The sequence below is a fragment of the Polaribacter dokdonensis genome, assembly GCF_024362345.1.
Lineage (GTDB): Bacteria > Bacteroidota > Bacteroidia > Flavobacteriales > Flavobacteriaceae > Polaribacter > Polaribacter dokdonensis.
The window spans coordinates 2,365,306-2,379,350 of record NZ_CP101505.1 but is presented as its reverse complement, the minus strand read 5'-3'; the positions used below and the strand labels follow the sequence as shown (position 1 = coordinate 2,379,350).

The 14,045-nt window shown below is 29.8% G+C and carries 15 protein-coding genes; 9 read left to right on the top strand and 6 right to left on the bottom strand.

Annotated elements, in window-relative coordinates; all coding sequences use genetic code 11:
• Position 1 precedes the first annotated feature (1 nt).
• Positions 2-244 (top strand): DUF1456 family protein, encoded by a 243-nt coding sequence (locus LPB302_RS10580; protein WP_053973576.1) that lies wholly within the window; start codon positions 2-4, stop codon positions 242-244.
• Positions 245-333: 89 nt separating this feature from the next.
• On the opposite strand, the gene LPB302_RS10575 is transcribed toward LPB302_RS10580, so the two are convergent.
• Positions 334-702 (bottom strand): DUF3127 domain-containing protein, encoded by a 369-nt coding sequence (locus LPB302_RS10575; RefSeq protein ID WP_053975291.1) that lies wholly within the window; start codon positions 700-702, stop codon positions 334-336.
• A 5-nt stretch (positions 703-707) separates the two neighbouring features.
• Positions 708-1,568, bottom strand: a complete 861-nt coding sequence (locus tag LPB302_RS10570) for a flavin reductase family protein (RefSeq protein WP_053973577.1) — start codon at positions 1,566-1,568, stop codon at positions 708-710.
• Between the two features lie 78 nt (positions 1,569-1,646).
• Between LPB302_RS10570 and LPB302_RS10565 the strand changes: the two genes are divergently transcribed.
• Positions 1,647-2,804 (top strand): sensor histidine kinase, encoded by a 1,158-nt coding sequence (locus tag LPB302_RS10565; RefSeq protein ID WP_053973578.1) that lies wholly within the window; start codon positions 1,647-1,649, stop codon positions 2,802-2,804.
• Positions 2,805-2,865: 61 nt separating this feature from the next.
• On the opposite strand, the gene LPB302_RS10560 is transcribed toward LPB302_RS10565, so the two are convergent.
• Both LPB302_RS10560 and greA read right to left on the bottom strand, forming a co-directional pair.
• On the bottom strand, positions 2,866-3,255 hold the full coding sequence (locus LPB302_RS10560; protein WP_053973579.1) for an HIT family protein: 390 nt from the start codon (positions 3,253-3,255) through the stop codon (positions 2,866-2,868).
• A gap of 104 nt (positions 3,256-3,359) precedes the next feature.
• On the bottom strand, positions 3,360-3,833 hold the full coding sequence (gene greA / locus LPB302_RS10555) for a transcription elongation factor GreA (protein ID WP_053973580.1): 474 nt from the start codon (positions 3,831-3,833) through the stop codon (positions 3,360-3,362).
• A gap of 186 nt (positions 3,834-4,019) precedes the next feature.
• Between greA and LPB302_RS10550 the strand changes: the two genes are divergently transcribed.
• From LPB302_RS10550 to LPB302_RS10525, 6 genes are all read left to right on the top strand, one after another.
• Positions 4,020-4,436 (top strand): Rieske (2Fe-2S) protein, encoded by a 417-nt coding sequence (locus LPB302_RS10550; protein WP_053973581.1) that lies wholly within the window; start codon positions 4,020-4,022, stop codon positions 4,434-4,436.
• Between the two features lie 53 nt (positions 4,437-4,489).
• Complete coding sequence (locus tag LPB302_RS10545) at positions 4,490-5,647, top strand: 5-(carboxyamino)imidazole ribonucleotide synthase (RefSeq protein WP_053973582.1); 1,158 nt, start codon at positions 4,490-4,492, stop codon at positions 5,645-5,647.
• A gap of 2 nt (positions 5,648-5,649) precedes the next feature.
• The gene (purE, locus tag LPB302_RS10540) at positions 5,650-6,129 is read left to right on the top strand and encodes a 5-(carboxyamino)imidazole ribonucleotide mutase (protein WP_053973583.1); all 480 of its coding nucleotides are present in this window, start codon (positions 5,650-5,652) and stop codon (positions 6,127-6,129) included.
• Positions 6,130-6,194: 65 nt separating this feature from the next.
• Positions 6,195-8,210: a M3 family metallopeptidase gene (locus LPB302_RS10535; RefSeq protein WP_053973584.1), complete on the top strand. Its 2,016-nt coding sequence runs from the start codon at positions 6,195-6,197 to the stop codon at positions 8,208-8,210.
• A gap of 60 nt (positions 8,211-8,270) precedes the next feature.
• Positions 8,271-9,494, top strand: a complete 1,224-nt coding sequence (locus LPB302_RS10530; protein WP_053973585.1) for a carboxypeptidase-like regulatory domain-containing protein — start codon at positions 8,271-8,273, stop codon at positions 9,492-9,494.
• A gap of 58 nt (positions 9,495-9,552) precedes the next feature.
• Complete coding sequence (locus LPB302_RS10525; protein WP_053973586.1) at positions 9,553-10,815, top strand: carboxypeptidase-like regulatory domain-containing protein; 1,263 nt, start codon at positions 9,553-9,555, stop codon at positions 10,813-10,815.
• Here LPB302_RS10525 and LPB302_RS10520 read toward each other — a convergent pair whose 3' ends face one another.
• Together LPB302_RS10520 and LPB302_RS10515 are read right to left on the bottom strand one after the other, a co-directional pair.
• A complete protein-coding gene (locus LPB302_RS10520) occupies positions 10,816-12,060 on the bottom strand; it encodes a glycosyltransferase (protein ID WP_053973587.1) in 1,245 nt (414 codons plus the stop codon).
• Complete coding sequence (locus LPB302_RS10515) at positions 12,061-12,534, bottom strand: heme-binding domain-containing protein (protein WP_053973588.1); 474 nt, start codon at positions 12,532-12,534, stop codon at positions 12,061-12,063.
• Positions 12,535-12,637: 103 nt separating this feature from the next.
• Here LPB302_RS10515 and lpdA point away from each other — a divergent pair, with 103 nt between their 5' ends.
• Entirely contained in the window at positions 12,638-14,038 is a 1,401-nt protein-coding gene (gene lpdA, locus LPB302_RS10510; protein WP_053973589.1) for a dihydrolipoyl dehydrogenase, read from the top strand.
• Positions 14,039-14,045 lie beyond the last annotated feature (7 nt).

Here is a 14,045-nt window from a genome sequence, read left to right as displayed (position 1 = left end):
CATGGGATTAACAAACAATGATATTTTTAAGAAACTAAGAGTTGCTCATAAACTTAGAGATACAGATATTATAGATATTTGTGCTTTAGTTGATTTTAAGGTAACCAAAGGCGAATTAGGTGCAATTTTTAGAAAAGAAGATCATCCTAAATATGTAGAATGTGGAGATCAATTTTTACGCAATTTTTTAAACGGACTAATTATTCATTTAAGAGGGCCAATGCCAAAGAAAAAAGAGAACTAATTTTTCATCAAAATTAAAATATATTACATAAAAAAAGAGAGAATTCATTAAATGAATTCTCTCTTTTTTTGCTTTATAATCTGTGAAACCTAGAATGGTAAATCATCTGGTTCATCATTAGAAACATTGCTTGCTGGTTCAAATTGATCTACTGGAGGTAAATTACCTGCTTGTGGTGCAGAAGATAAGTTTTCGATTCTCCAACCTTGAATAGAGTTAAAGTATTTTGCTTCTCCTTGAGGATTAATCCACTCTCTACCTCTTAAGTTAATAGAAACTTTTACGTCTTGACCTACACTATAATTGTTTAGTAAATCTGTTTTGTCTTGTACAAATTCTACCATAATCATTTGAGGATATTGCTCATCAGTTGTAACAACTAATTCTCTTTTTCTAAATCCATTAGACCCAAATGTTTGTACGTCTCCAATTAATTTTATTTTTCCAATAACTTCCATAATACTTATTTTAATAAAAGTACTTTCCAAGCACTTTCTACATCATTTTTACTTAAAAACTCTTGAGCAAATGTATGTTTTTTTACAGTTTCTAACCCAATAAATTCTGGATGTTCTTTGCTAAAGTTATCAACAGTTACTGCATCTGGTAATTGCTCTACATTACCTAACATTCCTAAATTATTACCAGTTAATATGGTGCTATTTCTTATTTCTGATGGTATAGCATCTACTCCAATACCTAGAGTTGCAATTGGTTTCGGAATTTCGAAAAAGCCATCTCTAGCTCTAGAATAATAGCTACCTCCTGCTCTAGCAACTAAGTCTATTTTATGTTGATCTATAGAGCCATCTTCTGCTAAAACATCTTCTGAAACATGTAATTTTACAACTTCACATATTATTAAATTACCTGCACCACCTTCTGTACCTGTGTAAATTATATCTTTTACTTTACATTCAAATTGTACTGGAGATTCTGCAACTCTAAAAGGTTTTACAATGTCTGATTTTAACATGGTAAAACCAGCTTTATCAAACTCATTAACTCCTTTTGCATACTCTGTACTACTTAAAGACATCTGTTGTACAATATCATAATTCACCACATTAATTACAACTTCTTTAGTTTCTTCTGCATTTTCTAAAGTATGTTTTATAGTATTATCTCTAACTCTTCTTGCAGGCGAAAATATTATAGTTGGTGGGTTAGAGCTAAACACATTAAAAAAACTATAAGGTGATAAATTAGGATTACCATTTGCATCTACAGTACTTGCAAAAGCAATTGGTCTTGGTGCAATTGCACCCAATAAATAACCATGTAATTTACCAGTAGTAATTTCTTTTGGATCAATAGAAAGCATAATATAAATTTTAGTGATGTAAAGATACTATCTAAACTTGAAAGGAGTTATATTGTAGAAACCTTATCTTTGTTTTTCATGAAGTTATTCTCTAACACCCTTCTATTTAAACGAATTACGCTATTAGTATCGTTGGTAATTGTAACCTTAATTCTTTGGAATACCTATCGCTTTTTTCAAAAATTTAAGTTGGCTGAAAGAGCTAAAATGGAAATTCATGGTGAAGCTATTAAAGAGCTAAACACAGAAAGTTTAGCAGACCTAGATCAGAATATTTCTAACTTACCTTTAAGTATTATTAGCAAAACAAAAGACATACCTTTTATTTTGGTTGGTGATGATGGTAAAATTAAAGGGTCAAATAACCTCAATCCTAAAAAAGAAAACGATCCTGAATACCTAAAGGAACAATTAGAAATTATGAAGAGCCAAAATCAACCTATAAAAGTTGATTATTTAGGCAAAACAGATTATATCTATTATAGAGATTCAGATTTATTAGACAAACTTACCTACTACCCTTTAGCGCTTTTATTAATTTTAATTTTATTTCTTGCAATCATTTACTTGTTTTACAAAACAAATAAAGCTTCTGAAACCAATAAATTATGGACAGGAATGGCTAAAGAAACTGCGCATCAAATTGGTACACCTCTATCTTCTTTATTGGGTTGGATTTCGATTTTAAAAATGGAAAATGTTGATGAGACTTATATTGAAGAAATTGAAAAAGATGTACATAGATTAAACACAATCGCTAACCGATTTTCTAAAATTGGATCTAAACCAGAATTGAAAAAAGAAAACATTGTAACTATAACAGAACAAGCTTTTGATTATTTAGAATCTAGAAGTTCTAAGCAAATATCCTTTACATTTTCTAGTAATGATGATGAAATTTATGCCAACTTAAATGCAGAGTTATTTGGCTGGGTAATAGAAAATTTAATTAAAAATGCAATTGATGCCATGCTTGGTAAAGGCCAATTGAACTTGAAGATTGAAAACAAACAGAAGCGAATAAAAATTACGGTTACTGATACAGGTAAAGGTATGCCTAAAAAACTATTCAAACAGATTTTTAAACCTGGCTTCACCACCAAAAAACGTGGTTGGGGTTTGGGTTTATCTTTATCTAAAAGAATTATAGAAGATTATCATAATGGAAAAATATTTGTAAAAAAATCTGAGATTGATAAAGGAACCACCTTTCAGATTGTACTAGACAGAATTTAGTAGTTTTCTTTCGAAATAAACAAAGTCAATAACGATAAGTATGTTAGTAACGAACTATTCCTTACTCAAAACTTTGAGCAATACTTTTGGCTAACGAAACAAACTCTTCATTAGACAATTTTGCTTTTTGTTGAAATTGCATATCAGCCATTTCATTAATAGGAATTAAATGCACATGCACATGAGGTACTTCTAAACCAATAACACTCATACCAACTCGTTTGCATTCCACTGCTTTTTCTATAGCTTTTGCAACTCTATATGAAAAATCCATTAGCAAAGAATACTCTTCCTTAGATAAATCAAAAATCTTATTTTCTTCTTTTTTAGGAACAACCAATGTATGGCCTTTTGTATTAGGATTAATATCTAAAAAAGCGATAAAATTATCATCTTCAGCAACTTTATAACTAGGTATTTCTCCGTTAATTATTTTCGTAAAAATGCTCATCAAATAAGATTTTAAATTAAATTATGATTTAGAGTAAATATAAAAAAGAATTCGGGTTTTGACTGTGTCAAAACCCGAATTTATAATGTTTCTAAAATGCAGAATTACCTTGTAATTTCTACAATTTCAAATTTCATAATTCCACTTGGTACTTGTATTTCTGCAACATCACCAACTTGTTTACCTAAAAGTCCTTTACCAATAGGTGAATTTACAGAAAGTTTTCCATTTCTTACATCAGTTTCAGAATCTGCAACCAATCTATAAGAAAACTCCATTCCATTTGCAGTATTCTTAATTTTCACATTAGAATGAATTAAAATCTTAGAAGTGTCTAACTGACTTTCATCTAAAATACGTGCATTTGCAACTACATTTTTAAGCTTTGCAATTTTAGTTTCTAAGTGAGATTGCTCTTCTTTTGCTGCATGGTATTCTGCATTTTCACTCAAATCACCTTTATCTCTTGCATCTGCAATTTCTTGGGTAACTCTTGGTCTTTCTACTTGTTCTAATTGGTGTAATTCTTCCTTCAATTTTTTTAATCCTTCAGGAGAATAATATGAAATATCACTCATTGTAATTTATATTTAATGTATCGTTTTCTATATCAGACATCTTCAAATTAAAACGATAGATGATTATTTAAAAAACCTCTATAGGTAAATTTAAAAATCTCATTGCCTTTTCAGGAATGAGATTAGACTACAAATGTACAAAATATTTGTAACTTGTCATCGTTTTTAAAGAAACAGCAAATAAATATGTTTAGAAAAATAGCTTGTTTACTTCTTTTTTGCACAATTATAAGTTGCTCAGATACAACCAATTTAACCAATTGTATACGTTCTTTTAACGTTAGTGTTGTAACAGATTTAAACAACCCAAGCTTAATTAATGCGCAAACTCCAGGTGGTTTTGCAGAACTTGCAGGTGGTAATAAAGGCATACTTCTTTTTAATAAAAATGGTACTGATTTTGTTGCTTTTGATCGTTTTTGTCCAAGTAATGATTGTACTACTCCAATGACGTTCGAAAATAGACTACTAAAATGCACTTGTGATGAAGGAACTTACAGTGTAGATTTTGGAGGTGCTCCTCAAAAAGATGGTTTTGATTGCCCAGCAATTGAGTATAGAGTAACAAAAAATGGTTCTACAATTCGAATCAGTAATTTTTAATAGTTTCTTATATTTTAGATGCGTATTTTTGCGTAAACACAACATAAAGTATCGTGAAAAATTATTTTTCTTCAGATTTTAAATTAGGAATTTTAGGTGGAGGTCAATTAGGTAGAATGCTACTTACTGAAACTCAAAAATTCGATATTCATACTTCTATTTTAGATGGTAACCAAAATGCACCATGTGCAGAAATTTGCAACACTTTTGTAGTTGGAGATTTATTAGATTTTGATGCAGTTTACAATTTTGGTAAAACTGTAGACTTACTAACTATAGAAATAGAAAAGGTAAATTTAGATGCCTTAGATAAATTAGAGGAAGAAGGTGTTGCTATTTATCCTAAGCCTAAAGATTTAAGAATTATTCAAAGCAAAGCACGTCAGAAAAACTTTTATACAGACCATCAAATACCAACTGCAGAGTTTTCTCATTATGCATATTTACAAGAGTTAATTCATTCTTACGAAAATGATATTATCGACTTTCCTTTTGTATGGAAAGCTGCACGTTTTGGTTATGATGGAAATGGAGTTAAGATTGTAAGAAATATTGAAGATTTAGAGAACTTACCAAAAGTAGAGTGTATTACAGAAAAGTTAATTCCGTTTAAAAACGAATTAGCAGTAATTGTGGCAAGAAATGCAGCTGGTGAAGTAACAACATATCCTGTAGTTGAAATGGAATTTCATCCAGAGGCAAACCAGGTTGAATATGTTATTTGCCCTGCAAGAATAGATTTTAAAGTTGCAGAAAAAGCAAGAGAAGTAGCATTAGAAGTAGTTAGTAAATTAGATTTTGTTGGTTTATTAGCTGTAGAAATGTTTCAAACTGTAGATGATCAAATCTTAGTGAATGAGGTGGCTCCAAGACCACATAATTCTGGTCACTATTCAATTGAGGCTAGTTATACAAGTCAATTTGAGCAACATTTACGTTCTATTTTAAATCTTCCTTTAGGAAATACAGCAAGTAAAGTAGCAGGAATAATGGTAAATCTTGTTGGTGCAGAAGGTTTTTCTGGTGATGTAGTTTACGAGAATTTAAATGATATTTTGAAAATTGATGGTGTAACACCACACATTTATGGTAAAAAAGAAACGCGTCCTTTCAGAAAAATGGGGCATGTAACTATCGTAAATGCTGATGTTGATAAAGCAAGAGAAATAGCACAAAAGGTGAAAGAAACAATAAGAGTAATTAGCAAATAATAATGGTAGGAATTATAATGGGAAGCGATTCAGATCTTCCAATAATGCAAGAAGCAATAGACATTTTAGAAAGTTTTGATATTCAAATAGAAGTAGATATTGTATCTGCTCACAGAACACCAGAAAAACTTTTTGATTATTCTAAAAATGCACATTCTAGAGGTATTAAAGTTATAATTGCTGGTGCTGGAGGTGCTGCTCATTTACCAGGAATGGTTGCAAGTATGAGTCCTTTACCTGTAATTGGAGTTCCTGTAAAAAGTAGAAATTCTATAGATGGCTGGGATTCTGTTTTATCAATCTTACAAATGCCTGGAGGTGTACCTGTTGCTACAGTAGCTTTAGATGGTGCAAAAAATGCGGGTATTTTAGCTGCTCAAATTATTGGAGCTTCAGATAAATGTGTTTTAGATAAAATTATTGCATACAAAGAAGGTTTAAAGCTTAAAGTTGAAAAGGCTTCTGAAAGAGTAAAAAAATAAAAAAGTACAAATTGTAAGAAGCCCTTCAAGTATTCGTATTTGAAGGGCTTATAAATTATAAAAATATGAACCCACTTTTACAAGATTTTAATACAGCTCCGTTTACAAAAATTTCTTCTGAAGATTACAAACCAGCTATTAAAAAAGGGATAGAAATAGCAAAAGCAGAAATTGATGCAATTGTAAATAATACAGCTGCACCTACTTTTGAAAACACAACAGTAGCTTTAGATTTTACAGGAGAAAAATTGAATAGAATAACTTCTATTTTCTTCAATTTAAATTCGGCAGAAACCAATGATGCTATTCAAAAAATTGCTCAAGAAGTTTCACCTTGGTTAAGTGAATTTAGAAACGACATCACTTTAAATGAGGCATTATTTAACAGAGTAAAAGCTGTTTTTGATGATAAAGAAAATTTAGATTTAACACCTGAACAACAAATGTTGTTAGAAAAGCAATACAAAGGTTTTGCCAGAAATGGTGCTAATTTAGATGATGAAAAGAAATCAAAACTAAGAGAAATAGATGCGAAGCTATCTAAATTATCTTTACAATTTGGTGAAAATGTTCTAGCAGAAACCAATGCTTTCGAAATGCATTTAACCAAAGAAGAAGAGGTTTCTGGCTTACCAGATTCTGTTAAAGAAGCTGCTAGTCAATTAGCAAAAGAACAAGATAAAGATGGGTATATTTTCACTTTACAATACCCAAGTTATATTCCGTTTTTAACGTATGCAGACAATAGAGAATTGCGTAAAAAAATGGCAATTGCAGCTGGTAAGAAGGCATTTCAAGACAATGAATTCAACAACGCGAAAATTGTTTTAGAGATTGTAAACTTACGTCAGCAAAGAGCAAATTTACTAGGTTACAAAACCCATGCTCATTTTGTGTTAGAAGAAAGAATGGCAGAAACTCCAGAGAAAGTAATCGAGTTTTCGAACAACTTATTAGCAAAAGCAAAACCTGCTGCTCAAAAAGAGTTTGAAAATTTAGAGAATTATGCTAAAAAGTTAGATGGAATAGATCAGCTTCAAAAATGGGATGGAGCTTATTATTCAGAAAAATTAAAGAAAGAATTATTTGATTTAGATCAAGAGATTTTAAAACCTTATTTTAAATTAGAAAATGTAATTGATGGTGTTTTCGAAATTGCAAATCGTTTGTATGATTTGAATTTTGAGGAAGTTTCTACCATCGAAAAATATCATCCAGATGTAAAAACCTACAATGTAACTGACAATGAAGGAAATTTCATTTCTGTTTTTTATGCTGATTATCATCCTAGAAAAGGAAAAAGAAATGGTGCTTGGATGACAAGTTACAAATCGCAACAAATTAAAAACGGAGTTAATGAAAGACCTCACGTTTCTATTGTGTGTAATTTTACAAAACCAACAGCTACAAAACCATCTTTACTAACATTTAACGAGGTTACCACTTTATTTCACGAATTTGGTCATGCTTTACATGGTATGTTAGCAAACACCACATATAACAGTTTATCTGGCACTTCTGTTTCTTGGGATTTTGTAGAATTACCAAGTCAGGTTTTAGAAAATTGGTGTTATGAAAAAGAAGCTTTAGAGTTGTTTGCAAAGCATTATGAAACTGGTGAAATTATCCCAATGAAATATGTAGAAAAGATTAAAGAATCTGCTAGTTTTCATGAAGGAATGCAAACTTTACGTCAATTAAGTTTCGGACTTTTAGATATGAAATGGCACTCTGAAAATCCATCAGAAATTACCTCTGTAAAAGATTTTGAAATTGATGCTTTTTCTGAAACTAGATTATATCCTGATGTTGCTGAAAATTGTATGAGTACAGCTTTTTCTCATATTTTTCAAGGAGGATATTCTGCAGGATACTACTCTTACAAATGGGCAGAAGTTTTAGACGCTGATGCTTTTGAATATTTCTTAGAAGAAGGAATTTTTAATAAAGAAGTAGCTACAAAATTTAAGGATAATGTGCTTTCTAAAGGTGGTACTGTAAAACCAATGGAATTGTACAAACGCTTTAGAGGGCAAGAACCAAAACCAGATGCCTTACTAAAAAGAGCTGGTTTACTGTAATCTAATACATATTAACATTTCGTTTTATAAAATCGGTTTTTCATTGCTTATTTTTAGGCTATGAAAAATCGGTTTTTCCTTTTTTGTATACTTTTCCCTTGTATTATTACTGCTCAAATAACTATAAAAGGTAGTGTCTTTGAATCTAATCTTCCTTTAGAAAATGTAGCTGTTTATCTAAACAATACAATGTTAGGAACTACCACAAATAATGCTGGTGAATTTACCTTAACTGTTACTGAAGGCGAATATGAACTTATAGTATCTTATTTAGGGTTTAAAAAAATCAACTATAATTTAAATACTTCAAACTATCAAAAACCTCTTCGTTTTAATTTGGTAGAAGAGGAGAATGTATTGAATGAGATTACCATTAAAAAAACGATTTATGATGAAACCTGGAAACACAATTTAGCTTCTTTTAAACAAGAGTTTATTGGACTTACAAATTTGGCTCAAGAATGTGAAATACTGAATCCTGAAGTGTTGCATTTCGAATTCGATTATCAACAAAATAAATTTACTGCTTTTGCTAGAAAACCATTAAAAATTAAAAATAAAGGATTAGGTTATTTAATTACATATGAGCTAGAAGATTTTACAAAAATTAATAATTATGTTTCCTATTTAGGATACTCTAGATATGAGAATTTAAAAGGAGGTAAACGTAAGAAAAAGCGTTGGAAAGCAAATAGAGAAATTGCCTATAAAGGTTCTGTTGTTCATTTTTTAAAATCTTTAATAAATGATACTTTTAAAGAGGAAGGTTATATTGTTAATCAATTTAAAAGAGTATTAAACACCAAAAGACCTTCTGATGAAGCCATAGAAAAAGCCAGAGCAATTATTCGTTTTAATAGGATTAATAATATAAATATTAAAAGAGATTTAGAGAACCCAAAAAATGCAATTGATTCTGCTTATGTTACAGTAAGAAAAAGTAGATTGCCAAAATATGAAGATTATTTATACAAGTCTCAGTTAAAAAAAGAGGACATTATTAGCACTAAGAACAATCAATATTATTTAATATTTGAGAATAACTTAAGCATAGTATATTCTAAAGAGAAAGAAGAACTGCGTTTTTTAAGAAGAACACTTTTTAGCAAACGAACCCAACCTTTAGCACAAACATCGAGTTTTATTCCTGTAAAAAAGAATGTTATTATAGATAAAAGGGGAATCTTAAAAGAACCTTTATCTGCTTATTATGAAGGATATTGGTCTTATGAAAAATTTGCAAACTCTTTACCTTTAGATTATAAACCAAATTCTAAATTATAAAACTATTTTCTAAACAAATACATTTGCTAGTAAAATGAATTAGCTATATATTTAGAATATGAAAATTAAAAATTGCTACTTCTTCTTACTATTATTTTGTTTTTACTTTTCAAATTCATCTGCCCAAAAGAAAAATATTATACAAATAACTGGTAAAGTTTATATAGACAATGAACCTATAGAAAATGCTGCAGTTTATTTAAATAGTACTATGGTTGGTACAACTACAGATGCTAATGGCGAATTTAAACTACCTGTAGATGAAGGAGAATATCAATTGATTGTTTCTTTTTTAGGATATAAAAACATTACCTATAATCTTAAAACAAGCACGTATAAAAATCCACTTATTTTTTCTTTAGAACTAGAAACAAAATCTTTAGACGAAATTATAATCACTAGTAAAAACGGAAAGAAATCGAAATTATCTAGGAATAAACGAAACCGATATTTTACTAAGTTTAGAGAAACATTTATAGGAACTACCAAATTTTCTAAAAAATGTAAAATTTTAAATCCAGAAGTGCTAAAATTTAACTACAATAAAACAACAAAAGAGTTAACCGTAAATGCTACAGAACCTTTAAAAATTAGAAACGAATCTTTAGGCTATTTAATTACTTATAATTTAGAATACTTTAGGCTATCTCCAACTCAAATTGCTTATTTGGGTTTTAGTAAATACACAGAGATGAAAAGTAAAAAAGAGAAAGAAATTAAACAATGGAGCCAAAATAGATTACGAAGTTATTTGGGCTCTAAACAACATTTTTTTAAATCTTTAATTAATAAAGATTACAGAAGAGAAAAATATAAAATAGCATTGGTTCAAAAAATTAAAAATCCAGAAAGAGCAACCAATGAGGAAATTAAAAAAGCGAACAACTACATCACTCAACAAAAGATGAAAAATGTTTTTGTTGATTTCTCTAAAGAAATAGACTATCCATCCAACAAGCTAGATTCTGCAATAATTGCTGTTAATAGCAGTAAATTACCCTTGTTTACTTATAAAATCATCAATAAATATATAAAACAAAAAGAGTTTTTCAATAAGATAAATAATGACTATTTCTTGAGTTTTCAGCATGAACTAAGAGTAAAGTTTATGGCAGAAGAAGAAGAAAAAAATTACCCTAGAAATGGGCCGAAATTAAAGCATCAAGAGAGTTATATAAGACTACTCAAAAATCAGGTAAAAGTAAATGCAAATGGTACTTTAGAAAAACCATTTAATGTATTTGTAACTGGATATTGGTCTTTTGAGCAGTTTGCAGATGATCTTCCTACAGATTACATTCCAAATTTTGATAAAAACTAATTAAGCAGGTTTATTTTTTGCCTCAATCCATTTACTCATAAATTTTGAAGTTTGTAATGTTTGATATTGCAATAAACTCCCTAAAAAATTTTGAGTTCGATGTTCATCTAAATTCTGTTGAATTTCTTGTACTTTATTGATAAAAGGAGTTTCTAATTTCTCTTTATCATAAATTTGATTGATGATTGTAATACCCTTCTTTTGAGATGAGACCCATAAACTTTTAGTGGAATACAACTCAATTGCTGCTTTCGAGAATTCATTAAAATCATCATTTATATAACCGTTCCAAGATAAATTCTTGTGCATACCTTCTGCACCTATTGTAGTTGTAACACTTGGAGTTCCACAAATCATGGCTTCAGTTAATTTACCCTTTATTCCTGCTCCAAAACGTAAAGGAGCTAAAACTATTTTTGCATTTTCAATAACTTCTTTTGAGTTTTCTGCAAAACCTTTAATAATAAAACCTTCTTTTTTATTTTGTAATTGCTGTATTTGCTGATTTATATAAGCACCATAAATATGCATTTCAGCTTCAGGAATTGCTTTTCTAATTGTTGGCCAAATCTCTTTTTTTAGAGTGATAACTGCGTCTACATTTGGCTTATGAAAAAAGTTACCTATAAATACAAAATGCCTTCTTTCTTCAAAAGTTTTCCATTTTTTTGATTTATTTTCATCAATCTTATCAAATAAAAATGGCAAATAATAAAGTAACTTTTCATCCACTTTAAAAACAGATTTTAGTAAATCCATTTCATAAGTTGAGATGATTAAAGACAAATCACATCTTAAAATAGAAGCAATTTCTCTTTTGGTATCATCAGATTTTAATAAAGCTTCGTTTGTAAAATCTTCTCCTTTTTTTATTTGTTGATAACGAACTTTTCTTAAGAAATGTAAATCTTCTGTATCTAAAATTCGTAAAGCATTTGGGCAATTTTCAGCAACTCTCCAACCAAATTGTTCTTCTGTCATAAAACGATCGAACATGACAATTGATGGTTCTAAACCTTTAACAAAAAGATCAAAAGAAGTATTGTTCAATTCAATTGATACCTCTTCTATTTGCAGAGTAGATAAATTTAAAGCATTCTCATTTTTTTGAGAAGCAGATGCAAAAACTACGTTATAATTTTTCTTTAAAAACAATTCAATAAGTTGCATCATTCTACTGCCAGCTGCAGAAGAATTGGGTTCTACCCAAACAGCACCAATAATTAAAATTGTTTCTTTAGCCAATTATTTACTAGCCATTTGTTGCTTATAATCTGCCTGAACTTTTTTACCCCAAGTTACAATTGCATTTATTTGATCTTGGGTTAAGTTGGCTTCAGAATGCGTCCAAGTATAAGAATTTAAAGGCATTTCTCCTTTTTCCACTTCTTCATACAACTCATCCATTTTATGTTCTTTTCTTTTTAGGGAATAAGAACTCCATTTCGAAAAATCTAAATGTTTTTTACCATCTTCTATATGTTCTTCTAACCAGTAATTAACTGGTGTTATGTTATTATACCAAGGATAGGTAGTTTTTGAAGAGTGACAATCAAAGCAAGTAGTTTTTAAAATTTGTAAAACATCTTCTGGCGGATTTGTTTCTGCAATAAAAGCATCTACAGAAGCCAAATCTCCATCATTCTTTTCTGGACCAAAAAATTGCGCAATTATCAATATTAATAGTAAAACTAGACCTATTTTTTTTAGTATTTTCATTAGATAGAACTTTATATTTTAAGAACTGTAAATCTACATAAATTGAATGTATTCTCTAAAAATATTAGTATTTTTGTACCTTAATTTTCCATTATAAGATATTATGAAATACGACATTATAGTTATTGGTTCAGGACCTGGAGGATACATTTCTGCAATTAGAGCATCTCAATTAGGTAAAAAGGTAGCTATCATAGAAAAATATAGCACATTAGGAGGAACTTGTTTAAACGTAGGTTGTATTCCTTCTAAAGCATTATTAGATTCTTCGCATCATTTTTATGATGCAGTTCATCATTTTGAAGAGCATGGAATTTCGGTTGAAAAACCAAGTTTCGATTTCTCAAAAATGATAGATCGCAAAGCCAAAGTTGTAGAGACAACTACTGGTGGAATTAAGTATTTAATGGATAAAAATAATATTGATGTTTACGAAGGTTTAGGATCTTTTGAAGATGCTACTCACGTAAAGATTTCTAAGAATGATGGCTCATCAGAAGTTATAGAAGGTACAAATATCATTATAGCAACTGGTTCAAAGCCATCTACATTGCCTTTTATCAATATAGATAAAGATAGAATTATTACCTCTACAGAAGCTTTAAAACTTAAAGAAGTACCAAAACATTTATTAGTAATTGGTGGTGGAGTTATTGGTTTAGAGTTAGGTTCTGTTTACAAAAGATTAGGTGCAGATGTAACTGTAATAGAATATGCACCAAAAATTACACCAACTATGGATGCTGATGTTTCTAAAGAACTACAAAAAGTTTTAAAGAAACAGGGTATGAAATTTAACGTAAGTACAGGTGTTACTTCTGTTGAAAGAAATGGAGATGAAATCATAGTAAAAGCAAATAACAAAAAAGGTGAAGAGGTAACCTTTACTGGAGATTATTGTTTAGTTGCTGTAGGTAGAAAAGCATACACAGAAGGTTTAGGCTTAGATAAAGCTGGGGTAAAGGTTAATGAAAGAGGACAAGTAGATGTAAACAATCATTTACAAACAAATGTATCTAACATTTATGCTATTGGTGATGTTGTAAAAGGTGCAATGTTAGCTCATAAAGCAGAAGAAGAAGGTGTTGTTGTTGCAGAATATTTAGCTGGCGAAAAACCACATATAGATTATAATTTAATTCCTGGTATTGTTTATACTTGGCCAGAAGTTGCTGCAGTTGGTAAAACTGAACAAGAATTAAAAGATGCAAAAATTGAATATAAATCTGGTAAATTCTCTATGAGAGCATTAGGTAGATCTAGAGCTAGTGGAGATTTAGATGGTTTTGTAAAAGTGTTAGCAGATAAAAAAACAGACGAAGTTTTAGGTGTACATATGGTTGGTGCAAGAGTTGCTGATTTAATTATGGAAACTGCTGTAGCTATGGAATACAGAGCTTCTGCAGAAGATTTAGCAAGAATTTGTCATGGTCATCCAACTTACTCAGAAGCAGTAAAAGAAGCAGCAAAAGCAGCTTGGGATGGTAAACCATTAAACGCATAAAAATTAA

Excerpts from the sequence above, each read along its gene's own strand:
- purE (WP_053973583.1), top strand. The coding sequence starts at position 5,650 with ATGGTAGGAATTATAATGGGAAGCGATTCAGATCTTCCAATAATGCAA.
- LPB302_RS10550 (WP_053973581.1), top strand. The coding sequence starts at position 4,020 with ATGTTTAGAAAAATAGCTTGTTTACTTCTTTTTTGCACAATTATAAGT.
- LPB302_RS10580 (WP_053973576.1), top strand. The coding sequence starts at position 2 with ATGGGATTAACAAACAATGATATTTTTAAGAAACTAAGAGTTGCTCAT.
- LPB302_RS10535 (WP_053973584.1), top strand. The coding sequence starts at position 6,195 with ATGAACCCACTTTTACAAGATTTTAATACAGCTCCGTTTACAAAAATT.
- LPB302_RS10575 (WP_053975291.1), bottom strand. The coding sequence starts at position 702 with ATGGAAGTTATTGGAAAAATAAAATTAATTGGAGACGTACAAACATTT.
- LPB302_RS10530 (WP_053973585.1), top strand. The coding sequence starts at position 8,271 with ATGAAAAATCGGTTTTTCCTTTTTTGTATACTTTTCCCTTGTATTATT.
- LPB302_RS10560 (WP_053973579.1), bottom strand. The coding sequence starts at position 3,255 with ATGAGCATTTTTACGAAAATAATTAACGGAGAAATACCTAGTTATAAA.
- LPB302_RS10525 (WP_053973586.1), top strand. The coding sequence starts at position 9,553 with ATGAAAATTAAAAATTGCTACTTCTTCTTACTATTATTTTGTTTTTAC.
- LPB302_RS10570 (WP_053973577.1), bottom strand. The coding sequence starts at position 1,568 with ATGCTTTCTATTGATCCAAAAGAAATTACTACTGGTAAATTACATGGT.
- greA (WP_053973580.1), bottom strand. The coding sequence starts at position 3,833 with ATGAGTGATATTTCATATTATTCTCCTGAAGGATTAAAAAAATTGAAG.
- lpdA (WP_053973589.1), top strand. The coding sequence starts at position 12,638 with ATGAAATACGACATTATAGTTATTGGTTCAGGACCTGGAGGATACATT.
- LPB302_RS10515 (WP_053973588.1), bottom strand. The coding sequence starts at position 12,534 with ATGAAAATACTAAAAAAAATAGGTCTAGTTTTACTATTAATATTGATA.
- LPB302_RS10565 (WP_053973578.1), top strand. The coding sequence starts at position 1,647 with ATGAAGTTATTCTCTAACACCCTTCTATTTAAACGAATTACGCTATTA.